Origin of the sequence: Endobacterium panacihumi, assembly GCF_050847465.1 — a bacterium.
GTDB lineage: Bacteria > Pseudomonadota > Alphaproteobacteria > Rhizobiales > Rhizobiaceae > Neorhizobium > Neorhizobium panacihumi.
Genome location: NZ_JBOZRA010000005.1, coordinates 95,624 through 120,424, shown reverse-complemented (window position 1 = coordinate 120,424; position 24,801 = coordinate 95,624). Strand labels below are relative to the sequence as shown.

The 24,801-nt window shown below is 59.9% G+C and carries 24 protein-coding genes, 2 tRNA genes and 2 riboswitches; of the genes, 14 read left to right on the top strand and 12 right to left on the bottom strand.

Annotated elements, in window-relative coordinates; all coding sequences use genetic code 11:
• Positions 1 to 69: 69 nt before the first annotated feature.
• The 6 genes from ACRQ1B_RS20575 to tesB all read right to left on the bottom strand — a co-directional run bounded on the left by ACRQ1B_RS20575 (position 70) and on the right by tesB (position 7,411).
• Positions 70 to 870, bottom strand: a complete 801-nt coding sequence (locus ACRQ1B_RS20575; protein ID WP_432295909.1) for an exodeoxyribonuclease III — start codon at positions 868 to 870, stop codon at positions 70 to 72.
• A gap of 111 nt (positions 871 to 981) precedes the next feature.
• Complete coding sequence (locus tag ACRQ1B_RS20570; protein ID WP_432295907.1) at positions 982 to 1,626, bottom strand: outer membrane lipoprotein carrier protein LolA; 645 nt, start codon at positions 1,624 to 1,626, stop codon at positions 982 to 984.
• Positions 1,627 to 1,699: 73 nt separating this feature from the next.
• The gene (locus ACRQ1B_RS20565; RefSeq protein WP_432295905.1) at positions 1,700 to 4,339 is read right to left on the bottom strand and encodes an FtsK/SpoIIIE family DNA translocase; all 2,640 of its coding nucleotides are present in this window, start codon (positions 4,337 to 4,339) and stop codon (positions 1,700 to 1,702) included.
• 230 nt (positions 4,340 to 4,569) lie between these two features.
• Positions 4,570 to 5,931 (bottom strand): ammonium transporter, encoded by a 1,362-nt coding sequence (locus ACRQ1B_RS20560; RefSeq protein ID WP_432295903.1) that lies wholly within the window; start codon positions 5,929 to 5,931, stop codon positions 4,570 to 4,572.
• Between the two features lie 28 nt (positions 5,932 to 5,959).
• Complete coding sequence (locus tag ACRQ1B_RS20555; RefSeq protein ID WP_432295902.1) at positions 5,960 to 6,310, bottom strand: P-II family nitrogen regulator; 351 nt, start codon at positions 6,308 to 6,310, stop codon at positions 5,960 to 5,962.
• 213 nt (positions 6,311 to 6,523) lie between these two features.
• On the bottom strand, positions 6,524 to 7,411 hold the full coding sequence (gene tesB, locus ACRQ1B_RS20550; protein WP_432295900.1) for an acyl-CoA thioesterase II: 888 nt from the start codon (positions 7,409 to 7,411) through the stop codon (positions 6,524 to 6,526).
• Positions 7,412 to 7,491: 80 nt separating this feature from the next.
• Between tesB and ACRQ1B_RS20545 the strand changes: the two genes are divergently transcribed.
• Positions 7,492 to 8,706 carry a ubiquinone biosynthesis hydroxylase gene (locus ACRQ1B_RS20545; RefSeq protein ID WP_432295898.1) on the top strand — a complete coding sequence of 405 codons (1,215 nt, stop codon included), beginning with the start codon at positions 7,492 to 7,494 and terminating at the stop codon, positions 8,704 to 8,706.
• Position 8,707: 1 nt separating this feature from the next.
• On the opposite strand, the gene ACRQ1B_RS20540 is transcribed toward ACRQ1B_RS20545, so the two are convergent.
• From ACRQ1B_RS20540 to ACRQ1B_RS20525, 4 genes are all read right to left on the bottom strand, one after another.
• Positions 8,708 to 8,896, bottom strand: coding sequence for a Trm112 family protein (locus ACRQ1B_RS20540; protein ID WP_432295897.1), 189 nt, complete (start codon positions 8,894 to 8,896; stop codon positions 8,708 to 8,710).
• An 8-nt stretch (positions 8,897 to 8,904) separates the two neighbouring features.
• Positions 8,905 to 9,579: an LON peptidase substrate-binding domain-containing protein gene (locus tag ACRQ1B_RS20535; protein ID WP_432295896.1), complete on the bottom strand. Its 675-nt coding sequence runs from the start codon at positions 9,577 to 9,579 to the stop codon at positions 8,905 to 8,907.
• Between the two features lie 111 nt (positions 9,580 to 9,690).
• Entirely contained in the window at positions 9,691 to 10,713 is a 1,023-nt protein-coding gene (trxA, locus tag ACRQ1B_RS20530) for a thioredoxin (protein WP_432295895.1), read from the bottom strand.
• Between the two features lie 59 nt (positions 10,714 to 10,772).
• Positions 10,773 to 11,297 carry a prolyl-tRNA synthetase associated domain-containing protein gene (locus ACRQ1B_RS20525; RefSeq protein WP_432295894.1) on the bottom strand — a complete coding sequence of 175 codons (525 nt, stop codon included), beginning with the start codon at positions 11,295 to 11,297 and terminating at the stop codon, positions 10,773 to 10,775.
• A gap of 254 nt (positions 11,298 to 11,551) precedes the next feature.
• On the opposite strand from ACRQ1B_RS20525, the gene ACRQ1B_RS20520 reads away from it, so the two are divergent.
• The 7 genes from ACRQ1B_RS20520 (at position 11,552) to ACRQ1B_RS20490 (ending at position 15,562) form a co-directional block, all read left to right on the top strand.
• Positions 11,552 to 11,626: transfer RNA gene (locus ACRQ1B_RS20520), tRNA-Gly, on the top strand.
• Positions 11,627 to 11,866: 240 nt separating this feature from the next.
• A tRNA-Gly gene (locus ACRQ1B_RS20515) sits at positions 11,867 to 11,941 on the top strand.
• 124 nt (positions 11,942 to 12,065) lie between these two features.
• Positions 12,066 to 12,611: a sigma-70 family RNA polymerase sigma factor gene (locus ACRQ1B_RS20510; protein WP_432295893.1), complete on the top strand. Its 546-nt coding sequence runs from the start codon at positions 12,066 to 12,068 to the stop codon at positions 12,609 to 12,611.
• Positions 12,598 to 13,371: an anti-sigma factor family protein gene (locus tag ACRQ1B_RS20505; RefSeq protein WP_432295892.1), complete on the top strand. Its 774-nt coding sequence runs from the start codon at positions 12,598 to 12,600 to the stop codon at positions 13,369 to 13,371. The genes ACRQ1B_RS20510 and ACRQ1B_RS20505 overlap by 14 nt, the downstream gene beginning before the upstream one ends.
• A gap of 24 nt (positions 13,372 to 13,395) precedes the next feature.
• Positions 13,396 to 14,109, top strand: a complete 714-nt coding sequence (locus ACRQ1B_RS20500; RefSeq protein ID WP_432295890.1) for a Bax inhibitor-1/YccA family protein — start codon at positions 13,396 to 13,398, stop codon at positions 14,107 to 14,109.
• Positions 14,110 to 14,137: 28 nt separating this feature from the next.
• Positions 14,138 to 14,791, top strand: a complete 654-nt coding sequence (locus ACRQ1B_RS20495; protein ID WP_432295889.1) for a DUF2076 domain-containing protein — start codon at positions 14,138 to 14,140, stop codon at positions 14,789 to 14,791.
• Positions 14,792 to 14,908: 117 nt separating this feature from the next.
• Positions 14,909 to 15,562 carry an exopolysaccharide biosynthesis protein gene (locus ACRQ1B_RS20490; RefSeq protein ID WP_432295888.1) on the top strand — a complete coding sequence of 218 codons (654 nt, stop codon included), beginning with the start codon at positions 14,909 to 14,911 and terminating at the stop codon, positions 15,560 to 15,562.
• Between the two features lie 4 nt (positions 15,563 to 15,566).
• Here the strand turns inward: ACRQ1B_RS20490 and ACRQ1B_RS20485 are convergent, their stop codons facing one another.
• Positions 15,567 to 16,586 carry an aldose epimerase family protein gene (locus tag ACRQ1B_RS20485; RefSeq protein ID WP_432295887.1) on the bottom strand — a complete coding sequence of 340 codons (1,020 nt, stop codon included), beginning with the start codon at positions 16,584 to 16,586 and terminating at the stop codon, positions 15,567 to 15,569.
• Between the two features lie 122 nt (positions 16,587 to 16,708).
• The gene (metA, locus tag ACRQ1B_RS20480) at positions 16,709 to 17,635 is read right to left on the bottom strand and encodes a homoserine O-acetyltransferase MetA (protein ID WP_432295885.1); all 927 of its coding nucleotides are present in this window, start codon (positions 17,633 to 17,635) and stop codon (positions 16,709 to 16,711) included.
• Between the two features lie 59 nt (positions 17,636 to 17,694).
• Positions 17,695 to 17,772, bottom strand: a riboswitch (SAM riboswitch).
• Positions 17,773 to 17,919: 147 nt separating this feature from the next.
• Between metA and ACRQ1B_RS20475 the strand changes: the two genes are divergently transcribed.
• The 6 genes from ACRQ1B_RS20475 (at position 17,920) to ACRQ1B_RS20450 (ending at position 24,613) form a co-directional block, all read left to right on the top strand.
• Positions 17,920 to 18,576 (top strand): thiamine diphosphokinase, encoded by a 657-nt coding sequence (locus tag ACRQ1B_RS20475; RefSeq protein WP_432295883.1) that lies wholly within the window; start codon positions 17,920 to 17,922, stop codon positions 18,574 to 18,576.
• A gap of 3 nt (positions 18,577 to 18,579) precedes the next feature.
• The gene (locus ACRQ1B_RS20470) at positions 18,580 to 20,403 is read left to right on the top strand and encodes an ABC-F family ATP-binding cassette domain-containing protein (protein ID WP_432295882.1); all 1,824 of its coding nucleotides are present in this window, start codon (positions 18,580 to 18,582) and stop codon (positions 20,401 to 20,403) included.
• 205 nt (positions 20,404 to 20,608) lie between these two features.
• Positions 20,609 to 21,019, top strand: a complete 411-nt coding sequence (locus tag ACRQ1B_RS20465) for a response regulator (protein WP_432295881.1) — start codon at positions 20,609 to 20,611, stop codon at positions 21,017 to 21,019.
• A gap of 88 nt (positions 21,020 to 21,107) precedes the next feature.
• A riboswitch (TPP riboswitch) is annotated at positions 21,108 to 21,212 on the top strand.
• A 71-nt stretch (positions 21,213 to 21,283) separates the two neighbouring features.
• Complete coding sequence (gene thiB / locus ACRQ1B_RS20460; RefSeq protein ID WP_432296139.1) at positions 21,284 to 22,267, top strand: thiamine ABC transporter substrate binding subunit; 984 nt, start codon at positions 21,284 to 21,286, stop codon at positions 22,265 to 22,267.
• Positions 22,268 to 22,271: 4 nt separating this feature from the next.
• Positions 22,272 to 23,894, top strand: coding sequence for a thiamine/thiamine pyrophosphate ABC transporter permease ThiP (gene thiP, locus ACRQ1B_RS20455; protein WP_432295880.1), 1,623 nt, complete (start codon positions 22,272 to 22,274; stop codon positions 23,892 to 23,894).
• On the top strand, positions 23,894 to 24,613 hold the full coding sequence (locus tag ACRQ1B_RS20450; protein WP_432295879.1) for a thiamine ABC transporter ATP-binding protein: 720 nt from the start codon (positions 23,894 to 23,896) through the stop codon (positions 24,611 to 24,613). Before thiP ends, ACRQ1B_RS20450 begins: the two co-directional genes overlap by 1 nt.
• Positions 24,614 to 24,801: the final 188 nt, after the last annotated feature.

Genomic DNA, 24,801 nt, shown 5'->3' with positions numbered 1-24,801 from the left:
AACGCTCCCCCCACTGTTCTTGGTCATCCTCGGGCTCGACCCGAGGATCCAAACCCAAGCCCACCGACTTCAGAACTTGAATGTCGCTGTCACCGGAACGTGGTCCGACGGCTGGTTCCAGCCGCGCGCTTCCTTCAGCACTTCAATCTTGTCGAGGAAAGGCCCTAGTTCCGGCGACGACCAGATGTGGTCGAGACGACGGCCCTTGTTGGCGGCCTCCCAGTCCTTGGCGCGGTAGCTCCACCATGTGTAGATCTTTTCCGGCTCCGGCGTGTACTGACGCATCAGGTCCAGCCAGCCGCCCTTGGCGATGACTTCCTTCATGCCGTCGGTTTCGACCGGCGTGTGGCTGACGATCTTCAGAAGCTGCTTGTGTGACCAGACGTCGTGTTCCAGCGGCGCGATGTTGAGGTCACCGACCAGAATGGAGGAGACGCCCGGCATGTCCGCCTTGAGCACCTTCATCTCTTCCAGAAAGTCGAGCTTGTGGCCGAATTTCGGATTGATCGTACGGTCTGGTTCGTCGCCACCGGCAGGAACGTAGAAATTGTGCAGGCGAATGCGGCGCGAACCGCGCTCGAAGATCGCCGAGATATGGCGGGCATCGCCGACATTGCAGTAATTCTGGCGATGATCTTCCATGAGCGGCACACGTGAAGCGATCGCCACGCCGTGATAGCCCTTCTGCCCATGGATGATGATGTGCTCGTAACCGAGTGCCTTCAGGGGTGCGAGCGGAAATTCCGGCTCCTGGCACTTGATCTCCTGCAAGCAGAGAATGTCCGGCTGGTGGCGGGCAATGAACTGCTCGACGATCGGCATGCGCAGCCGCACCGAATTGATGTTCCAGGTGGTGATGGAAAATGACATTCGAAAAATCCCCTGCTGATGGGCAAGGGTCTATGAAATTTCCGATGTGCTGAAAAGCAGAAAGGCCGCCATTTCGGCGACCCTTCGATTTCTCGTCCTGCTGTAAACAGCTTATCGGCGGTGAACGGCCTGATAGTCGATCTGAAACACCTTATCGTCGAACTGCGTGCCGTTCTTGACGTTATAGATCATCACCGAGGTTTCCTTGTTCTGAAGGTCGGTAATCGTCCACTGACGCAGGTCGTAGGTTTTTGGATCGAACATCATGGTGATGGTGCTGTCGCCAAAAATGCTCTTGTTGCCGAGCACGATGGTGATCAGATCCGACTCTTCCTTGACGTCGCGCACGGTCTGGTTCTGCAGATCGATCTTGTCGGAAAGAAGCAGGCTGAGCGGCGTCTTGGACAGGGGATAGATATCCCAGGTCTTCAGCTTGAGGTTACCGATGACGACATTCTTGCCGTCGGCGATGACGCGGATCGGCGACGGGTCCTCGAAATTGAAACGCAGCTTGCCGGGACGTTCGATGAAGAACTTTCCACCGGTCTGTTCGCCGCGGGGGCCGAACTGCACGAATTCGCCCATCATGGTTTTGACCGAGGAAAAGTGGTCGGCGATCTTCTGCGCCGAGGCGGTGCCCTGCGCGAGTGCGGGCAGGCCGATAAGGCTACCAACTGCCGTGGCCGTGACGCCGGTTACGAAAGCGCGGCGGCTGAGGGAGGGCGTCAGGATCTGCGGCATGCTTTTGGGTGTCATTCGGTATTCTCCTTCAGTCTCTTCCTCACCATGAAAGGCGGCGGCTTGATGGCCGCGCCTTATCACAGCGCGGTTACCGATCGAGAATATCGTTCTCTGTCGGCACCAGTATCTCGCGTTTGCCGGCATGGTTGGCCGGGCCGATCAGTCCTTCCTGCTCCATCCGCTCGATCAGCGATGCAGCGCGGTTGTAACCGATGCCCAGCCGACGCTGGATGTAGGACGTCGAGGCCTTGCCGTCACGCAGCACGATTGCCACTGCCTGATCGTAAGGGTCATCCGAATCGGAAAGATTGGATGTGCCCGCCGGGCCGCCTTCGTCGTCATCCTCGTCGTCTGCCGTAATTGCTTCGAGATATTGGGGCGAACCCTGGCTTTTCAAGTAGGAGACGATTTCCTCGACTTCGTTATCCGACACGAACGGACCATGGACGCGCTGGATGCGTCCACCACCGGCCATATAGAGCATGTCACCCATGCCGAGCAGCTGTTCGGCACCCTGTTCGCCAAGGATGGTGCGGCTGTCGATCTTGGACGTGACCTGGAAGGAAATACGGGTCGGGAAGTTGGCCTTGATCGTGCCGGTGATGACATCGACGGACGGACGCTGGGTCGCCATGATGACATGGATACCGGCGGCACGCGCCATCTGCGCCAGACGCTGCACTGCCCCTTCGATATCCTTGCCGGCCACCATCATCAGGTCGGCCATTTCGTCGATGACGACGACGATATAGGGCAGCGGCTTGAGATCGAACTCTTCCGTCTCGTACATCGCTTCGCCCGTCTGGCGGTCGAAACCGGTCTGCACGGTGCGGGTCAGAACTTCGCCCTTGGCGAGCGCCTGCTCGACGCGGGTGTTGAAGCCGTCGATATTGCGCACGCCGATCTTCGACATCTTCTTGTAGCGCTCTTCCATCTCGCGGACGGTCCATTTGAGCGCGACAACGGCCTTTTTCGGATCGGTGACGACGGGCGACAAGAGGTGCGGGATGCCGTCATAGATCGACAATTCCAGCATCTTTGGATCGATCATGATCAGGCGGCACTTTTCCGGGCTGTGCCGGTAAAGCAGCGACAGGATCATGGTGTTGATGGCGACCGACTTACCCGAACCGGTGGTACCGGCCACAAGAAGATGCGGCATCTTGGCGAGGTCGGCAATGACGGGTTCGCCGCCGATCGTCTTGCCGAGCGCCATGGCGAGCTTGGCCTTGCTGCCCTCGAAATCGCGGCTGCCGATCATCTCGCGCAGATAGACGGTTTCGCGGGTGGAATTCGGCAATTCGATACCGATCGCATTGCGGCCGGGCACGACGGCGACACGGGCGGCGATCGCGCTCATCGAACGGGCGATATCGTCGGCGAGGCCGATGACACGCGACGATTTGATGCCGGGCGCCGGCTCCAGTTCGTAAAGCGTGACGACGGGACCTGGGCGGACGTGAATGATCTCGCCCTTGACGCCAAAGTCTTCGAGCACGCCTTCCAGCATGCGGGCATTCTGCTCCAGCGCATCGGCCGACAACGTCGCATCGCGGGCGACAGCTTTCGGTTCGGTCAGCAGGTGGACGGATGGTAGCTGAAAGCCTTCCGGATCGATGAAGGAGGATTGCGCCTCGCGGCCGACACGATCACTCGGTTTTGGCGCAGCCGCTGCCGGCTTGACACGCGAAGTACCACGACCGCGCGGGCTGGAGACGAATTCGTCATCATCCGGCAGAATACCGGCCGGACGGCGCATGCCGACATCGTCGTCATAACCGTCATCGTCATCATCCGACATCGGGGGTGCTGCGATGGCGCGACGTGCCATCGTGCGGTTGGCGAACTCGCCGCCATCCATGGAGGGTTCACGGCGCTCGCCACGGTTCGTCTTGGCGCGCACCGGCTCGTTCAGTCGGCCGAATTCGTCATCGTTGAAATCATATGGCTGCTCATGCTGACCGCCCATGCGGTTGCGCGACTTGATACCGAAGATGCGGCGGAACTGGGCCTGGGTCGTATACCAATAGTGGGCGAGCGCGCCAAAAGCGAGGAAACCGCCAAAGCCACCTTCGTCATCCTCGTCATCGTCCTGCGCGGCATTGCGGCGCGGCGGTTCGGGAATATCGTCCTCATCGACCTCGACAGCTTCGCGGTGCCCAACCATGCCCGAGGCAAACAGCATCAGCCATGCGGTCGGCAGGGCAAAGATGCAGCCGAGAACGGTGGCGAGCATGCCGGTCGGGTAAGCGCCGACAAACAGTGCCGGAAAGCGCAGGATCATGTCGCCCAGAACACCGCCGATACCAGTGGGGATCGGCCAGGTGAGCGGCGCGGGAAAACAGCCGATCGTGGCGGCACCGGCCAGTGCTGCACCCGCCCAAGCAGCAATGCGGGCCGGCATGCGGTCGATATGACGACCGGTGATCAGCGCCATCGCCCAGGCAAGCACCGGTAGAAGCGCAAGCACGCTGGCAAGGCCGAGAAACTGCATCATCAGGTCGGCAAAGGCCGCACCTGTGGAACCGAGAATATTTCGCGGTTCGTTGTCGGTCGCATATGAGAAGCTCGGATCGGCAACATTCCACGTTGCCAGCGCGGCGACGGCCAGCGCGAGCCCGAGAAAAATCCCGAAGCCAAGGAGCGCCAAAACCTGACGCATGACGAAAGCGGTAAGCACGACGCGCGTTGAACGATGCGCCATGGCTGCCGAATTGCTTCTGCTCATTATCACCAGCCTGTAACCAGTTTTGGGCATGGCGGCCGAATCGGCGGCTCGACACGCAATGCGCCCAGATGCGCTGAAGGTTAACGAAAGCAGGTTAACGCAGCTTTAACCACGCCTGTAAGGGCAATATTTACCCACCAAAAAGGCCCGGAACACGCTGTTCCGGGCCTTTTGAAGTGTTCGAAATCTCAGGCCCGCGCGGCAGTAGCGGCCTGCCGCGCGAAGACCGATCAGTTGTGGTAGGCGGCTTCGCCGTGCGAGGCGAGGTCGAGACCTTCGCGTTCGGCTTCGACCGTGACACGCAGACCGACGATGAGATCAACGATCTTGTAGAGGACGAAGGAGCCGATACCGCACCATGCGATGGTGACGAGAACGGCGTAGAGCTGGGTCATGAACTGACCGCCCATGGTGACGCCATCGGCATAACCGATACCGCCGAGCGACGAGGAGGCGAAGATGCCGGTGGCCAGCGCGCCGAACAGACCGCCGATACCGTGGACGCCAAAAACGTCAGCCGTATCGTCGTAACCGAACTTGTTCTTCACGACGGCGACGAAGAAGTAGCACAGCGGCGAAACGATGAGGCCCATGACGATGGCGCCCATCGGGCCGGCAATGCCGGCGGCCGGGGTGATGGCAACGAGACCGGCGATCATGCCCGAAACTGCGCCGAGCAGCGATGCCTTGCCGCGCGTGAAGGTTTCGACGACGCACCACGACAGGACGGCGGCAGCGGTGGCGACGAAAGTGTTGACGGTTGCGAGCATCGCGCCGCCGGAAGCCTCGAGGTTGGAACCGGCGTTGAAGCCGAACCAGCCGAACCACAGCATGGCGGCACCGACGAGCGTCAGCGTCATCGAATGCGGGGCCATCATGTCCTTGCCGAAGCCGGTACGCTTGCCGACCATGATCGCGCCGATGAGGCCTGCCAGACCGGCATTGATGTGAACGACCGTGCCGCCGGCGAAATCAAGCGCGCCCCAGCCGAAGATCAGGCCGTTGGCATCCCAGACCATGTGGGCGATCGGGAAATAGACGAAGGTCACCCAGAGGATGCAGAACAGCACGGCGGCCGAGAACTTGATGCGCTCGGCGAAGGCGCCGACGATCAGGCAAGGCGTCAGCGCCGCAAACGTCATCTGGAACATCACGAAGATGAATTCCGGAATGACGACGCCGTCAGAGAAGGTCGCGGCGGTCGAATCGACGGTCACGCCCGACAGGAACATCTTGGCCGTGCCGCCCCAGAAGGCAGATGTGCTGCCGCCAAAGGCGAAGGAGTAACCATAGGTAACCCAGATCAGCATGACGGCGGCCGCAACGACCGTGCACTGCATCAGGACTGACAGCATGTTCTTGGTGCGCACCAGACCGCCGTAGAACAGCGCGATGCCCGGCATGATCATGAAGAACACGAGAAGCGTGCTGATGAACATGAAGGCGGTATCGGCCTTGTCCGGAACCGGGGTTGCGGCAGCGGCGGCAGCAGCAGGTGCTGCAGCTTCCTGCGCAAATGCGACGGCCGGAGCGAAAAGCGCAGCTGCTGCTGCTCCCACGCGCCCAAGGGTGGAAAATTTGGTAAACGACATAGCTGGAAAACTCCCCTGTCCGCCCTGCTTAAAGCGCTTCTGTGTTGGTTTCGCCGGTACGGATGCGCACGGCCTGTTCGATCGAGTAGACAAAGATCTTGCCGTCGCCGATCTGGCCGGTCTTGGCGGCAGAGGCGATGGCTTCCACGGCCTTTTCGACCACATCGGCAGCGACGGCGATTTCGATCTTCAGCTTCGGCAGGAAGCTGACGGCATATTCCGTGCCGCGGTAGATTTCGGTATGTCCCTTCTGGCGCCCGTAACCCTTCACTTCGGTCACAGTCAGGCCCTGGATACCGACAGCCGTGAGTGCTTCGCGCACTTCATCGAGCTTGAACGGCTTGATAATGGCCATCACGATTTTCATGCGGTTTCCCATCCTTCGTTATCTCGGCACCAATGGCCGATGTTCCCTGATCGACGGCTGATCAGGCGCATCGACTGGCGATTACCATTCAAGGCGCGTGCCAGTTTCAGAACAAGGACTAAGAAATTGAAATATCTACGAAAAACATAAGGCCGCCAAACATGCGATGTTTGACGGCCCAAATATTGCCTAAATTATTGGCGCAATTTTAAAATTGCACGCCATTTAATCATTTGCCCGTTTGCGAATCAGGCCTTCCTGCGCAACGGAGGCGATCAGCACGCCTGAACGCGTAAAAAGGCTGCCACGGGTCATTCCGCGGGCATTTCGCGCGTTCGGGCTGTCCTGCGTGTAGAGAAGCCAGTCATCGAATGCGACCGGACGGTGAAACCACATGGCGTGATCGATGCTAGCCGCCTGAATGCCCGGATCGAAGATTGTCGAGCCATGCGCGTAGAGCGAGGTGTCGAGCAGGGTCATGTCGGACAGGTAGGCCAGCACCGCGGCCTGCACGCCGCGATCGTCCGGCACCGGACCGGTGGTGCGCACCCAGATCTGCTGTTCAGGATCAAGTTTTTCACGCGTCATGTAATGGCGCAGCGAGACGGGGCGGAATTCGACGGGACGCTTCTGGCCCCAATATTTCCGGATCGCGTCGGGCGCATGGCTCAGGACCTGCTTCTGGAAATCGTCCTCACCCAAAAGCTGTTCCGGTGGTGGCACGTTGGGCATGTCGATCTGGTGATCGAAACCGGGCTCATCCACCTGAAACGATGCCGTCATGGTGAAGATCGGCCGGCCATGCTGGACGGCAACGACACTGCGGGTGGTAAAGCTGGAGCCGTCACGCATGCGCTCCACCTGATAGACGATCGGCACGGCCGGATCGCCGGGGCGCAGGAAATAGGCATGCAGCGAATGGGTGAAACGATCCGCATCGACGGTGCGCTGTGCGGCAACCAGCGCCTGCGCGATCACCTGCCCGCCAAACACGCGCTGCCAGCCGACTTTCGGGCTTTTGCCGCGAAACAGGTTTTCCTCGAGCTTTTCGAGGTCGAGCGTGGCGAGAAGTCCGTCCATGGCGGAGAATGTCGAATTGTCTTTATGCGGCATTTTGATGGGTCCCGGTGATAGGAAGCCGGAGAGGCATGCTCTATATAGACCATGAAATGCAATAGCGAACGGAGCTTCAAATGCTGGACATGCTGATCGTCGGAGGCGGCTATGTGGGCCTCAGCGCCGCGGTGGCCGTCAAGCAGGCAGCACCACACCTTGCTGTGGAAGTGATCGAAGCAGCACCCGAAGGCGTGTGGGAAAAGGATGAGCGCGCCTCTGCCGTGATCGCCGCCGCCAGCCGCATGCTCGACGTGTTTGGTGCATGGCAGGAAATTCTGCCGGATGCGCAACCGATCAACCGCATGATCGTCACCGATTCGCGCACATCCGATCCGGTTCGTCCCGTTTTCCTGACCTTCGACGGCGATGTCGAGGAAGGCCGCCCATTCGCCCACATGATCCCGAACGTCTCGATGGTGCGGGCGCTGCGCAATGCCTGCGCACGACTTGGCATCACCATCCGCCACGGCGTTTCCGGCACAGGCTTTGTCACCGGCAATACCGCAACGACGCTTTCGCTCTCCGACGGTTCTGAGGTCGTGACCCGCCTTCTTGTCGCCTGCGACGGTGTGCGCTCAAAGCTGCGCGACATGGCCGGCATCAAGACTGTCAGCTGGAAATACGACCAGTCCGGCATTGTTGCGACGGTCGAACATGAACGCCCGCATGACGGCGTTGCCGAGGAGCATTTCCTGCCATCCGGCCCGTTCGCCATCCTGCCACTGACCGGCAACCGCTCGTCACTGGTCTGGACCGAGCGCACCGCGGATGCCGAACGGCTGATTGCCTCGGACGACCTTGTTTTTGAGGAAGAACTGCAGCGCCGCTTTGGTCACAAGCTCGGTGAACTGCGTGTTCTGGGCGGACGCAAGGCGTTTCCCCTCGGCCTCACGCTTTCACGCGCTTTCGTAAAACAGCGTTTTGCGCTGGCGGGCGACGCCGCTCATGGCATTCACCCGATTTCCGGCCAGGGCCTCAATCTCGGTTTCAAGGATGTCGCGGCACTGGCGGAAACCGTGGTCGAAGCCGACCGACTTGGTCTCGATATCGGTTCGCTGAACGTGCTGGAGCGTTACCAGTCCTGGCGCCGCTTCGACACGTTCAGGATGGGTGTGACGACGGATGTGCTGAACCGGCTGTTTTCCAACGATATCGGCCCGATCCGCATCGCCCGCGATCTGGGACTGGGCATCGTCGAGCGCCTGCCGGGCGTAAAATCCTATTTTATCGGGGAAGCGGCCGGCACATCGGAAAAGGGCGGCCCGCGCCTGCTGGCCGGGCAAGCGATCTAACTCAATCTTCGAGCTTGCGGGCTTCGGAAACGAGCATAATCGGAATACCGTCGCGGATCGGATAAGCAAGCCGCGCGCCTTCCGACACGAGTTCATTGGTATCGCGCTGGAAAACCAGCCGCCCCTTGGAAAGCGGGCAGACCAGCAGTTCAAGCAGTCTTGGATCAACCTTGCTCAGTCTTTCGTCCATCGCCGTACCTATTGCAGCCGTGTCGTATCAGCCTCGCCAAAGCCACGCGCCAGCAGGATCTCGGTAATCGCGATCAGCGTGTCGGCGCGGGATTTCAGGTCCGGCGCTTCCAGCAATGCCTGTTTTTCGGCCGGACCGAAAGGGGACATCATGGACAGGGAGTTGACCAGCGTGCGATTTCCGGCGCGCTCCACGCTTTCCCAGTCCGCTTCCAGCTTGTTGGCATCAAGATAGGCACGAAAGACACGCAGCAGGGCATCGCGATCAACCGAGGCTTCGTCGTCATCCGTCAGGTCTGAGAGAAACGGCGAGATTTTGAAGCTGCGGAAGGGGTGACCATCGCCCACCTCATCGAGAAGACGGAAACGGCAGATGCCACTGAGCGAGGTGATATAACGACCATCTCCGGTTTCGCCGAACGACGTGATGCGGCCGACACAACCGATATGACTGAGGGCCGGTCGCGTGCCTTCTTCACCCTCGTGTTCGCCCATGGCCGGCTGCACGATGCCGATCAGGCGATTGCCGGAAATGGCCGCATCGAACATGGCAAGATAACGTGGTTCGAAAATATTGAGCGGGAGCTGCCCGCCGGGCAGGAGAAGCGCGCCGGTCAGAGGAAAAACGGGGATCTTTTCGGGAATATCCTCGAGTTTCAGATATCGCGCGTTGCCAACATGCATGCCTAACCTCCGGAAGTACCGGCGGTCCCTCCCGCGGCCCTGTTTCATGCCGGCTGACCGCCTCACGAGTAATGTGGGGCGGTCATGGCGAAACGCAAGTGCAAGATTTGCTCAGGAAAACAGAATGGAGGACAGGCGGCGACGCGCCGAGATCGTTGCCGGATCCTTTGGACCCCAGACTTCGAAAAACTGCAGCAGCTGACGACGGGCGCCATCCTCGTCGAATGTGCGATCCTTGCGCATGATGGCGAGCAGATGCTCGGCGGCAGCTTCGCGATCGCCCTGCACATTGAGGATTTTTGCAAGGTTCATGCGGGCTTCGTGATCGTCCGCATTGGCGGCAAGCGCCTGTTCCAGTGCCACGGGATCGCCGAGCTTGCGGGCTTCCTCGATCTGCTCGAGTTTTGTCTTCACCGACTGGATGGCCGGATCAGCCGTCATCTCTTCCGGCAGAGAGGCGAGCATCTGCGAAGCACGTGCGGTTTCGCCGAGCGCGATCAGGCACTGCATCATGCCGGCAGCAGCTTTTGCATTTTCCTGATCGGCCTGCAGAACGGCACCATAAAGCTGGGCTGCTTCCTGCACCTGGCCAGCGGCCAGCAGGCCTTCGGCCTCGACAAGTGCCGCTTCGATCTCGGCGGCCTGATCGGCACCGGGAGGGCCGGCGAGCTTCTCGACGAATTCACGCACCTGGCTTTCCGGCACGGCGCCCATGAAGCCATCGACCGGGCGACCATCGACAAAGGCAATCACGGCCGGGATGGACTGGATGCCGAGCTGGCCGGGAATGGACGGATGATCATCGATATTCATCTTGGCCAGACGGACGGCACCGCCGGCTTCGTTCACGACCTTTTCGATCACCGGGGTCAACTGCTTGCAGGGACCGCACCACGGCGCCCAGAAATCGACCAGAACCGGGCGGAGACGGGATTCCTCCAGAACATCCCTGGTGAAACCGGCCGTGGTCGTGTCGACAATGACATCACCTGATGGCGCGGGGGCGGCGGCAGAAGGCGCCGGTGTGGCGGGGGCACCACCGTAAGAAACCGAAGTGCCGCCCTGACCACCGTAGGACTGGCCATAGGAGCCGCCGTACTGGCTGCCGCCATAAGGATTGTTCGTGTCGCTCATGATGGTCTCCCCGGGAGTGTCTGTTTGTCTTTGTATATGTAGGCTGAAAAGATCGTATGTCAGCCCGTTACTTTCAAGACAAGCGGTTCATGGCCTGTGGCCTCGAAGAAGCGGATGAGATCCCTGGTCGAAACCGAGGTCGTGGCATCATTCGAAAGCGGATGGCCATTGATGATCTCGTGCTCCATCAGCGCCTCATCCAAAACGAAAGTGACGTTCCTGTCCTTGTCGTTGAAGGCGGCAAAGACCGTGACCGAACCGGGGATGACCCCTAAAAATTCGATCATCTTTTCCGGGCGACCAAAAGACACGCGACTGGAAGCCCCGATAACCTTGTGAATGGTCTTGAGGTCGACCTCTGCCCTCTCCTCGACGGTGACGACAAAATACTGGTCCTTCTTGTCCTTCACGAACAGGTTTTTCGTATGGGCGCCGGGGATTTCGTCGCGCAGGCTTTCCGACTCCGCCACGGTGAAGACCGGAGCATGGGTTTTCGTCGTATGCGGGATGCCGAGGCTGTCCAGATATTTGAAAAGATCGTCGGCAGTAGCGGGCAGCGTTACGGGCTCAGCGGTCTCGGTCATGTCGCGTGGTTCCATTCGATGTTTTCGCGACATTAGACAGCGCTTCCGAACGCAACAAGGTCTGCGAGCGACAAGATCGGACCAGCAAACCCCACCTGCCCCGCCCGCAAATCGATTTTTCCAGTCGTCAAAGATTTTCTTCGCGCCCGCGCAATTTCCCTGTTGCATTTGAAAATGGTTTGAGCGATACACCGCCTCGTCGCAGCGATGTGGCCCACGGTTCAGCATAACTACCCCGGACCGATGGATGATGAGCGGGTGTAGCTCAGGGGTAGAGCATAACCTTGCCAAGGTTAGGGTCGAGCGTTCGAATCGCTTCACCCGCTCCATTTTCTCTTCAGATGACATTGAAAACATGCCGGAAAACGCGTTTTTTCGCGTCTCATCCGCTTTGCGCCTGCCGCAGCATTTCGCTGGACACGTCCATCTTTTCCACAAACGCTCTTAGAAAAAATGCTGTCGCCACGTCACAAAGGTGTTGCATTTGAAAATGGTTTGAGCGATACACCGCCTCGTCGCAGCGATGCGGCCCACGGTTCAGCATAACTACCCCGGACCGGTGGATATGAGCGGGTGTAGCTCAGGGGTAGAGCATAACCTTGCCAAGGTTAGGGTCGAGCGTTCGAATCGCTTCACCCGCTCCAATTTCTCTTCAGACAATCCTCATGACATGACGATCTGACCAGGCGCAAAACGGCTTTGCGCCGGCTGCCGAAAAAATTTCGCGCCCAGTGGAATAAACTTCTTTCGGCTTGCGTATATTCGGTCATGAGCAACAAACGACAGCCTTTTGACGTTCTGGCACAGCTTTCGAGCTTGCGCCGTTACGCGCGCTCGCTTGTTCGCCACCCGGACGATGCCGAGGATCTGGTGCATGACGCGCTGGTGCGCGCCTATGAGCGCAAGGCCACCTTCCGCACCGGCGGCAACCTGCGCAACTGGCTGCTGTCGATCGTCCATAACACCCATATCGACCGCCTGCGCCGCGCCAAATCGCTCGACCGCCGCCATGACGAGGCTGCCTATCTGGTCGATACGGCAGAGCAGACCGATCCCAATCACTCGATCCGCCTGAAACAGTTGCGCGATGCCTTTCACGGCCTGCCCGACGAGCAGCGCGATGCGCTGCATCTGGTCGCGATCGAAGGGCTTTCCTATCAGGAAGCTGCAACAGCACTTTCCATTCCCGTCGGCACGCTGATGTCGCGCATTTCGCGTGCGCGCGAAAAACTGCGCGCTTTCGAAGAAGGTCGACGCAACGCCACACCCAGTCACCTGAAGATCATTGGAGGCGGACGCGATGAAACCCGTTGACCCGATCCTGCCCACCGATATCGACGCCTATGTGGACGACCAGCTCGACACCGCGCGCCGGATCGAGGTGGAAGCTTATCTGTCCGAACACCCGGAGATCGCCGCCAAGGTGATGGCCGACCTTTCCATTCGTGGTGAGCTGCGCCTTGCGCTGGCAACAGCACCGACACATGGCCGACCGGAAACCCGCGAGGCGGCCCGTCGTCTGCAGGGTGCGTTGTCACGCCACCGGATTCTGCATTCGCTGCAGCGTGTTGCGGCCGTCGCCCTGTTGATCGGCGCCGGCTGGGTGGCCAACAGCACTGTCGGCCCATTCACACCCAGCACGGTGGAAGCCTCGACGCCGGTTCCGAGCTTCGTCGATGCGGCCATCAGCGCGCATACGACATCGAAACTGCGCGAAACCATGCCTTCGCAGATGGAGGCCGCCAATTACGACGCGGCCGGCATCCGCTCCGCCACCGCCATCGTCATGCCGGACATCCCGGCCGAATGGCAGGTGAAGGACGTGCAGATCTTTCCATCCGCCTTCGGCCCGAGTGTCGAGGTGACAATCCTGCGCGACGGCACTCAACGGCTGTCGCTGTTTGCCGTGCGTCCCGGCAGCTTTGCCGTGCAGCAGGCGACGCTGACCAGATCGGCTGGCGTGCAGGCATCCTACTGGCAGATCGGTGAGGTCGCCTATGCGCTCGTCTCCGAAACGCAAGACGCCAACCAGTTGAAGGACGAGGCGCAAACCCTCGCCGACACGCTTTACTAAACCAATCACAAGAGGAGCAATTTGATGAATACGCCCCGCTTCGGCTACAATTCCTCCGTCCAGTCCCGTGCGGATTTCGACGAGGGCCTTCGCCAGCACATGCTGCGCATCTACAACTACATGGGCCTCGGCCTCATCATCACCGGCCTCGTTGCCTTCGTTGTCGGCTCCACGCCAGCGCTTTACGTGCCGATCTTCTCCACCCCGCTGAAATGGGTGGTGATGCTGGCGCCGCTCGCCTTCGTGTTCTTCTTCTCGTTCAAGATCCAGTCGATGTCGGCGGCTTCCGCCCAGATGACCTTCTGGGTGTTCTGCGCCGTAATGGGTCTGTCGCTCGCTTCCGTGTTCCTCGTGTTCACCGGCGCCAGCATTGCCCGCACCTTCTTCATCGCCGCCACCATGTTCGGCGCGACCAGCCTCTATGGTTATGTCACGAAGCGTGACCTCACCAAGCTCGGCTCGTTCATGATCATGGGCCTGATCGGCGTGATGATCGCCTCGATCGTCAACATCTTCCTCGGCTCCAGCGCCCTGCAGTTCGCCGTCTCGGTCATTGGTATCATCGTCTTCCTCGGCCTGACCATGTGGGACACGCAGAACATCAAGGAACAGTATGCCGAAAACTTCGATCAGGAGAGCCAGCAGAAGATGGCTGTGATGGGCGCGCTGTCGCTCTACCTGAACTTCGTCAACATCTTCCAGCTGCTGCTGAACTTCACCGGCCAGCGCGAAGAATAAGACAGACGCAACACAAGGAGCATTCTTCATGGACCAGAACGACCGCCATGCAATCGACGGCCTGTTCGGTAAACTGAAGCAGGTGGAAGGCCAGACCGGACCGCGGGACGGCGAGGCCGAAGCCTTCATCAACCAGCGCGTCGCCTCGCAGCCTGCAGCGCCCTATTTCATGGCACAGACGATCGTGGTGCAGGAACAGGCGCTCGAAGCTGCCCAACGCCGGATCGAGGAACTGGAACACCAGACCTCGGCACGACCGGCCGGCGGCGGCGGTTTCTTCTCCGGCTTGTTCGGCAACAGCAACCCGCCACGAGAGCAGCCTGCGCCCTATCGCGGTGCTGCGCCGGCTGCGGCAGCCTATGGCAATCAGGGTTATGCCCAGAATGCCTATGCTGACGCCAATGGTCAGCAGGGTGGCCCGCAGGCCGGACAGCCAAGCGGCCCTTGGGGCCGTCAGGGTGCCGCACAACGCGGTCCGATGGGCGGTGGCGGCGGCTTTCTGGCCGGTGCCGCACAGACGGCCATGGGCGTGGCCGGCGGCGTGCTGCTCGGTAATGCCATCATGGGAATGATGGGCGGCAACGAGGCACAGGCAGCCGAAACCCCGGCACCCGAAGCGGCTCAACCCGTGGAAGATGCCGACACCGGAATGGATGACGGCGGCGACGACATGGATTTCTGATCCACTTCGCCTTCACCATCCGAAATGGCCGCGCCTGCCCGCGGCCATTTCTTTTTTCTGTCACCTGTTTCCCCTACAAGCCACGCATCGGCCGCATTAATCACATCTCTGGACCCGATGGCCTCAGACGAAAAATTCCGCACTGCCGACGATCGTGACAAAGGGCAACACGCCCTGCGCTTTTCCGAAATCCTTGCAAATCTGGCCGGCGACGAAAGCCGCGAACGCATTTCTGTCGGCGACATTCTTGCCAGCATGGATGATCGCGCCATCGCTGCGCTGATTTTTGTATTTTCGGTACCGAACTGTTTTCCCACTCCGCCCGGCACATCCTCCGTGCTCGGCATTCCGCTGATCTTTCTGACCGCACAATTGATGCTGGGAATGAAACCCTGGCTGCCGCGGCTGATCGCCGATCGCTCGATGACGAGAGCCGATTTTGCCGCGATGATGGCAAGAACCCAGCCATGGATCATCAAGGCCGAGCGCATGCTGCAGCCACGGCTGCAGATTTTCGCGACACCGCTGGCCGAACGGCTGCTAGGGTGCCTCTGCCTTGTTCTCGCGCTTGTGCTGGCTTTGCCGATCCCGCTCGGCAACATGCTGCCGGCGCTGGCTCTGTGCATCATCGCCTTCGGCATTCTCGAAAAGGACGGGGTCTGGACGATCGCAGGTTCTGCAATCGGCGTGGTTTCACTCGGCGTGGTGGCCGGCGTCGTTTACGCCATGGTCAAGAGCGCCATCTATCTGCTCCTGACCTTTTTCCAGTAACCAATCAGCTACGGGAAAAGACGTAATCGGTTTCCTGCCGCAGGACCTCCCCCGGACGCAACACGGCAGTCGGGAAACGCGGATGGTTGGCGGCATCCGGCCAGACCTGGGTTTCGAGGCAGAAACCGCTGTAATTGTCATAGGGTCGGCCACCGATGCCGGAGACCGGCACATGCAGTTTCACGCCGGCATAAAACTGCACGCCGGGTTCGGTGGTGCGCACTTCCATGGCAACGCCGGAATTGAGGCTGCGCACAAATGCCACGCTGCGCTTTTCCACCCGCTCCGTCGAGAGGCAGAAATTGTGGTCGTAAGGCACCTGCTGGCCTTCGACCTCGCGGCGGATACCCCGCATCTGCCGAAAATCGAAATCGGTTTCCGCAACCGGGATCAGGGAACCGGTCGGCATCAACATGTCATCGACCTGCAGGTAATGATCGGCGGCCAGCATGATCTGGTGATCGAGGATGGTGTCGCTGCCATCGAGGTTGAAATAGGAATGCTGGCAGACATTGCAGATGGTTGGCTTGTCGGTCGTCGCCTCGTAGACGACCGATAAGACGCCGTCATCCTTCAGGTGATAGGTGGCCGTGATGGTGCAGTTACCGGGATAACCGCCGCGACCATCGGCATCGATGATCGACAGAACAACGCGGTCGGCGGCAAGATCAATGATCGTCCAGTTGCGTTTGGCGATACCATCGCTGCCGCCATGCAGGTGGCCGAGGCCATTTTCGTTGAGCTCAAGTTGGTATTCCTGGCCATCCAGCTCAAAACTGCCGGCGCTGATGCGATTGGCAACACGACCGGGCGTGGCACCGAAATAGGGGGAGTGCCGCAGATAGTCTTCGAACGTGTTGAGGCCGAGCACCAGCGGCGCCTCATGACCCTCAAGCCGCAGATCCTGAATGACGGATCCCCAGGTCAGCACTTTTGCGGTCAATCCGCCTCCGGATATCGTGACCCGATGGACGGTTTCTCCCTTCGGCGTATGACCGAAAACCTCGCGTTCTCCCGCAACCATAAAGCAGCTCCCTCAACCAGAGACAGCAACCTCTCTTATTTCGGCTGCCTTAGCAATGGCTTACGCATGGTCACGGTTATGAAAATCTTGCGGCGCAATAGTCGTGCCGCAAGCCCTCCCGATCAGGCGCGGTCCTTGCCGATTTCCTCGAGATCATAGGCCGTTGTCTGATAGATCTCATTGATCCAGTTGCCGAAGAACAGATGCGCATGGCTGCGCCAGCGGTTCTGCGGCGTCAGCTCGGCATCGTTATGCGGAAAATAGTCATGCGGCATCTTGATCGGGATGCCTGCATCGACATCGCGGAAATATTCATCTGCAAGCGAGGTGGAATCGTATTCGACGTGATTGAACATGAAGAGGCGGTTGCCCTTCTTTTCATGCACGAGGCAGACACCCATTTCCTCGGATTCCATCAGGATTTCCAGATCCGGCACTTTTGCGATGTCTTCGCGGCGCACTTCCGTCCAGCGCGAGACCGGCACTTGGAAATCATCGGAAAAGCCGTTGAGATAGACCGAAGCCGGCGCCAGATTGCGGTGGCGATAGACGCCAAAAGCCTTTTCATCGAGCTGGTGCTTGGGCACGCCGTGGAAATGATAGATGGCCGCCATCGCGCCCCAACAGACATTCAGTGTCGAATGCACATTGGTATGTGTCCAGTCGAGGATCTGTTTCAGTTCGTCCCAATAGGTGACATCTTCGTAAGCCAACGTTTCGACAGGCGCGCCGGTGATGATGAAACCGTCGAACTTGCGGTCCTTCACCTCTTCCCAGGTTTCGTAGAAGGAGAGGAGATGTTCTTCCGAGGTGTTTTTGGCCTTGTGGCCGCCGATACGGATGAGCGAGAACTGTACCTGCAGCGGCGAGGCGCCGACAAGGCGCGCCATCTGGATCTCGGTCTTGATCTTGTTGGGCATGAGGTTCAGGAGGCCGATCTGCAACGGGCGGATGTCCTGCCGCACGGCGGCGGTCTCGGTCATCACGCGTACGCCTTCCTGAACCAGGGTCGAGAAGGCAGGCAGGGTATCGGGAATCTTGATCGGCATGTCGGAACCCACAAAACAGAAAACCGGCCGCAAAAAATCGCAGACCGGTCCGTGGGGAGTACCTTTTCCTCGCGGCCCTTTAGCGACTTTTTTAACGTGGCTGCAAGCCGGCCGGCCAAATCACCACGAAGTTCGGTATATCAGATAATCCTTGCCAGCGTTGACGTCAATGGGAGCATGATTTTGCTCCGGACAGGCCGATCGCGGCTCTTCTGCCTTGGTGATGAAATTTACAGGATGCAGGTGTCACGCTTTCCCTTTTCCGCCGGTTTGCGCTATGGGCAATGCCGATGACATCAACGACCTTCACCATCCTTCTCGGCGGCCCGCTGCATGTAACCGACCGCGTGCGCGAAATGCTGGCCGGCAGCCGCGTCATTGCGGCCGACAGCGGCATGCGGCATGCGGCAGCGCTGGGCATCGAGCCGGAACTGTGGGTGGGTGATTTCGACTCCTCCGACGATACGCTGCTGGCCCAATGGCCGCAGGTGGAGCGCCAGCCGTTTCCGCCGGCCAAGAACGAGACCGACGGCGAGATCGCTACGGCGGAAGCGATTGCCCGTGGAGCGACGCGGCTGATCTTTGTCGGCGCGCTTGCCGGTGAACGCTCGGACCACGCCCTGCAACATCTGCTATCGGCTGTCAGCCTTGCGGAACGCGGGCTGGATGTGGTGCTGACCTCGGGCGACGAGGAGGCCGTGCCGCTTCTGCCGGGCACCAGATCTTTGGACCTTCCCAAAGGCTCGCTGTTCTCGGTTCTCGGTTTTTCCGATCTGGACGGGCTGGATATCGGCAATGTGCGTTATCCGCTCAAAGACTTCTCGCTTCCCTTCGGCTCCTCGCGCACCGTTTCAAACGTCGCGGAAGGCACCGTGGAATTTTCCTTGAAAAGCGGCAGGGCGATCATTCTTGCCCGCCCCTATGATATGACCGGAGCCTGAACCGTGGCACCCCCAATCCTGAAACTCGACGATATCCTGCTGACATTCGGCGGCGCGCCGCTCCTGAACGGCGCCAGCCTGCAGGTGGAGCCGGGTGACCGCATCTGCCTTGTCGGACGCAACGGTTCGGGCAAATCGACTCTGATGAAGATTGCCGCCGGTCTGGTGGAAGCGCAGTCGGGTGAGGTGTTTCGCCATCCTTCCGCGACCATTCGTTATCTCGAGCAGGCACCGGATTTCGGCTCCTTCACGACCGTGCAGGCCTATGCCGAAGCGGGGCTTGGACCGGGGGACGATCCGTATCGCGTCACCTATCTGCTGGAGCATCTGGGCCTGACCGGCGAGGAAGAGCCTTCCCGTCTTTCCGGTGGCGAGGCACGCCGTGCAGCACTTGCCCGCGTGATGGCACCGGAGCCGGACATCCTGATGCTGGACGAGCCGACCAACCATCTCGACCTGCCGACGATCGAATGGCTGGAAGACGAGCTGCGCAAGACCCGCAGCGCGCTCGTGGTCATCAGCCACGACCGTCGTTTCCTCGAAAAGGTATCGAACGCCACCGTCTGGCTGGATCGCGGCACATCGCGTCGCCTATCGCGCGGGTTCGGCCATTTCGAGGCCTGGCGCGATCAGGTTCTGGAAGAGGAAGAGATCGAGCAGCACAAGCTGGGCAAGGCGATCGAGCGCGAAGAACACTGGATGCGCTATGGCGTGACCGCCCGCCGCAAACGCAACATGCGCCGCGTCGGCGAATTGCAGGCCATGCGTGCCGAATATCGCGGCCACAAGGGGCCGCAGGGTTCGGTTCAGGCGTCGGTGGCCGAAGGTCGCGAGTCGGGCAAGCTGGTGGTGGAAGCCGAAAACATCACCAAGACATACGACAAACCGATCGTCGCGCCGTTCTCCATCCGTGTGCATCGTGGCGACCGTATCGGTCTCGTCGGCCCCAACGGCGCCGGCAAAACGACACTGCTCAAGATGCTGACCGGCCAGCTGAAGCCGGATGAGGGCTGGATCAAGCTCGGCACCAATCTGGAAATCGCCACGCTGGACCAGAAACGCGAGGACCTCGATCCGGAAGACACGCTGTCGCATTACCTGACGGATGGCCGTGGCGAAACGCTGCTGGTGAATGGCGAGCAGCGCCATGTCGCCGGTTACATGAAGGACTTTCTGTTTCAGCCGGAACAGATCCGCACGCCGATCAAGAACCTTTCCGGTGGCGAGCGCGCCCGCCTGATGCTCGCCCGCATGCTGGCAAAACCTTCGAACCTGCTGATCCTCGACGAACCGACCAACGATCTCGATATCGAGACGCTGGATCTGCTGCAGGAGATCGTCGCGGGTTATAACGGCACCGTCATTCTCGTCAGCCACGACCGTGACTTTCTCGACCGCACCGTGACCTCGACGATTGCACCGGCCACTCCGGACGCGCCGGACGGCCGCTGGATCGAATATGCCGGCGGCTACACCGACATGCTGGCACAGCGAAAAGGCGCGGCGGAGGAAAAACGCAAGGCCGAGAAGGCGAAGTCGGATACCGCGCCGGCGGCTTCGACCACCGGTGCCGAACCTGTGAAAGGCAAAGGCAAGCTTTCCTTCAAGCAGAAATTCGCGCTGGAAAACCTGCCGAAGGAAATCGCCAAGACCGAAGCCGAGATTGCCAAGCACGACCAGGCCATGGCCGACCCCAACCTGTTTTCCAAGGACCCGAAAGCCTTTGCAAAACTGGCGGAACAGGCAGCAACTCTGCGAGAAAAACAGGCAAAGATGGAAGAGGAATGGCTGGAGCTGGAAATGCTGCGAGAGGAACTGGAAAGCTAATATTTACAAAACGTTAGCATTAACAATATCTTGCAACCAAAAAAAGTCTGTTGCGCGGCGGAACATTAGCGTTTGCTGGACGTTCGACATGTAATCCGGTTGCCTGCCTATGCTTAAGGCATGGCCCCGGAGACGTGTTTCGAGTTCAACGAGGGGACGTTCCATGTCGGCGGGTTCTGCGTTTCGCCGGATGGTGAGCAAGCCAATGATTCAACGGGTTATGATCGTTGAGGATGAATTCCTCATAGCACTCGATGTAGCTGAAACGATTGAAGGCATGGGGCTGGAAGTTTCCGGCTTCGCGAGCGGACGCAAGCATGCCATGGCACTCGCGGCCTCCTCCGACATTGCGCTCGTGGACATCAATCTGTCCGATGGACCGACCGGACCGGATATCGCCCGGCAACTGGCCGAGGAATTCGGCATTACCGTCATCTTCATGACCGCCAATCCGGAAGACGTGAATGACGGCGTCGAAGGCACGCTGGGTGTTTTGACCAAACCGGCCATGCCGGAAGTGCTGGAGCAGTCGATCAATTACGCGATCGCCAGTCGCATCGGCGGCATCGCCTCCGTTCCGCGCGAATTGCACGTGTTTCGCCAGACCCAGCATTGAAGACCCAAAATTAAACACCAAGCACTGACGATCATCGCGACGCAGTTGCAACCGCTTGCCAAGACCGCAGGCGACGACTAAATATTTCACCGCTCTAACGGGGTGCCGCACGACCATGCGGCTGAGAGGCTTTGGCCAACCCGCGGAACCTGATCCGGCTAACACCGGCGGAGGGATTAGACGGCTCATCAGCAGCGCCCTATTCCCAAATATCGAATTGAGGAGGCGCCGATGCGCATGACAAACACTTTTCTGGCTGCGGCCATGGCAGCCGCATTTTCCTTCGCCCTGCCCGCCGTCGCACAGGAGAAGAAGACCCTCACCGTCTATACCTACGAGAGTTTTGTTGCCGAATGGGGCCCCGGCCCCAAGGTGAAGGCCGCCTTTGAAGCGACCTGCGACTGCACTGTAAACTTTGTTGCAGTGGCCGACGGCGTCGCGCTTTTGACCCGACTGAAGCTGGAGGGGGCAGGCACCAAGGCCGATATCGCGCTCGGCCTCGATACCAATCTCGTCAAGGAAGCGGTCGATACCGGCCTATTCGACAAGAGCGGCGTCGACATGACGAAGCTGACGGTGCCCGGCGGTTATCACGACGATATTTTTGTGCCCTATGATTACGGGCATTTTGCCGTCGTCTACGATACCGAAACCATCAAAACCCCGCCGAAAAGCCTGAAGGAACTCGTGGAGGGTGATCCTTCCGAAAAAATCGTCATCGAGGATCCGCGCACATCAACCCCGGGTCTCGGTCTGCTGCTCTGGGTGAAATCGGTTTACGGCGACAAGGCGCCGGAGGCCTGGGCACAGTTGAAGAAGCGCGTACTGACGGTGACGCCCGGATGGTCGGAAGCCTATGGCATGTTCACCAAGGGCGAGGTGCCGATGGTGCTGTCCTATACCACCTCTCCCGCCTATCACATGGTGGAGGAGAAGAGCGATCGTTATCAGGCAGCGAGCTTCGAGGAAGGACATTACATCCAGATCGAGGTGGCCGGCCTTTTGAAGAACGCGCCGAACAGGGAACTGGCCCAAAAGTTTCTCGCCTTCATGGTCACGCCGGCCTTTCAGTATGAAATCGCCACGACCAACTGGATGATGCCGGCCGCGCCGACCGAAAAACCGCTGCCGGAAGCGTTCGACAAGCTGGTAAAACCGGCAAAGACGTTTCTGATGGATCCGGCACAGGTGGCAAAAAACCGGCGCGCCTGGATCGACGAATGGCTGGCCGCCATGAGCATGAACTGATGCCATGCTGACAAGGGCGGAGCGACAGCGCAGCTATGCCGGCGGCGGAGTGGTTTTCGCCGGCATAACCCTGTTCATCGCTCTCGCCGTCTTCGCCCTGCTCTCCTTCGATAGCGGTGAGAGCGACCGGCCGCTGTTCGACGCCTATGTCTGGCGTATCCTGCGCTTCACGCTGTGGCAGGCGGGCCTATCCACTCTGCTTTCGGTGGCGCTCGCCCTGCCAGTGGCCCTGGCGCTGGCGCGACAGCCAAATCTTCCGGGCCGCATCTGGATCATCCGGCTGATGGCCGTGCCGATGGGCTTGCCGGTGCTGATCGGTGCGCTCGGCCTGATCGGCATCTGGGGCCGCACCGGCGTGGCAAATTCGGCGCTTGCCGCAATCGGGCTGAGCGAGCCGGTCAGCATCTATGGCATGAGCGGCATTCTGATCGCCCATGTCTTCTTCAACCTGCCGCTCGCCTGTCGCCTGCTTTTGGCCGGGCTGGAGCGGCTGCCGCCAGACTATTGGCGTCTATCGGCCAGTCTTGGGCTGCCGGCGCTCTCGGTCTTCCGTTTTGTCGAGTGGCCGGCGATCAAACCGCTGCTCGCCGGTATTGCCGGGCTGGTGTTCATGCTCTGCGCCACCAGCTTTACGCTTGTTCTGGTGCTTGGCGGCGGACCGGCAGCCACGACGCTGGAAGTGGCGATCTACCAGTCGTTGCGTTTCGATTTCGATCCTCAGCGTGCGATCTCGCTGGCGTTGCTGCAGATCGCAGTCACGGCAACCATACTGGCGCTGATGGCGCTGTTGCCGACGTCGAAGGATGACAGCGCCGCCACCGGCCGTGCGGCAAGGCGTTTTGATGGCAGCGGTTTTGGCGCACGCGCCTGGGACAGGATCATTGTTGTTTTCGCCGTGCTTTTTCTCTGCCTCCCCCTCGCCTCCATCCTTTTTGCCGGGTTGAAGGCAGATTTCACCCGGCTGTTGACCACACCTGCCTTCTGGAAAGCAGCGTGGACGAGTTTGTGGATCGCATGTCTTGCAGGCCTGATATCGCTCACGGCAGCCATCGCCATCATCAACGCCCGCGCGGCACTCGCCGATACCAGTAGACCCGCCATCGCAGCGCGCAGTTTTTCCGCGCTATTGGCCAGCCTGTCGTCCCTCGTGCTTCTGGTCCCGCCTGTGGTAATCGGCACCGGCTGGTTCCTGCTGCTGCGACCCTATGGCGATGTGGCAAGTTTTGCGCCGCTGCTGGTGGTAATGATAAATGCCATGACGGCGCTGCCCTTCGTGATGCGCGTCCTGTCACCTGCCTTTGCGACACACAGGCAGCGGACGGCACGGCAGGCGGCCAATCTCGGCATATTCGGTTTTGCCCGACTGAAGCTGATCGATATGCCGGTGCTGACAGCACCGCTCGCAACCGCCTTTTCCTTCGCCATGGCGCTGTCACTCGGTGATCTCGGTGCGGTCGCCCTGTTCGGATCGGAAGACCTCGTCACACTGCCGTGGCTGGTCTATAGCCGGCTGGGCAGCTATCGTACGGCCGATGCGGACGGGTTTGCTCTGATTCTGGCTCTTCTGTGCCTTAGCCTGACGATTGCCGGGACGGTGGGCCAACGTGGCAGGAAAGACGACCGATAATGACATCGAACCAACCTTCCGGCATTCGATTGCAGAACGTCGGCCTGACGCTGGGCGCGAAAGATTTCCGTTTCGATTGCGAATTGCCGGCCGGTGCGATCACCGCCATTACCGGCCCCTCCGGATCGGGAAAATCAACGCTTCTCAACCTGATTGCCGGTTTCGAGACGCCAGAGACCGGCAAGGTGATGATCGGTGCCACCAACGTCACGGCGCTTCACCCATCACAGAGACCGGTTTCGCTGGTGTTTCAGGACAACAACCTGTTTGCCCATCTCGACCTTGCCACCAATATCGGCCTTGGCATCGATCCTTCCCTGAAACTTTCCTCGGACGACAGAAGACGGATCGGCGACGCGCTGGAGCGCGTGGGTCTGGCAGGTTACGAGAAACGAAAGCCCGGCACGCTTTCGGGCGGAGAGCGCCAGCGCGCCGCCTTTGCGCGGGCGCTGGTGCGCGAACGCCCGGTCCTGTTGCTCGACGAACCTTTTGCCGCACTCGACCCCGGCCTGCGGCAAACCATGGCGAGCCTTTTGCTCGACCTGCACCGCGAGACAGGCAACACGGTTGCGATCGTGACCCATGACGCCGGCGAACTGCGCCAACTCGCCGATCATGCCTTGTACATCGATCATGGCGAGATCACTCTACAGGCCGAAATCGAGGTGTTTTTGATGCGCCGAGACATACCCGGCCTCACGGAATTCCTCGACTTGTGAAAAAGCGTCAACCGGCGTGCCACAATTTGGACGTGGCCTGATGCAAAGTCCGCTATCCGAACGATAACGGATTGATAATTACTTGCAAAAGCTGGGTTTCTTTCTATTTCCTTGGATATGGGTGCATGCGGCACGCAAAATCAGCTAAGTGGAATATGACGTTTGGCAGGTTTCGTTTGTTGGGTCAT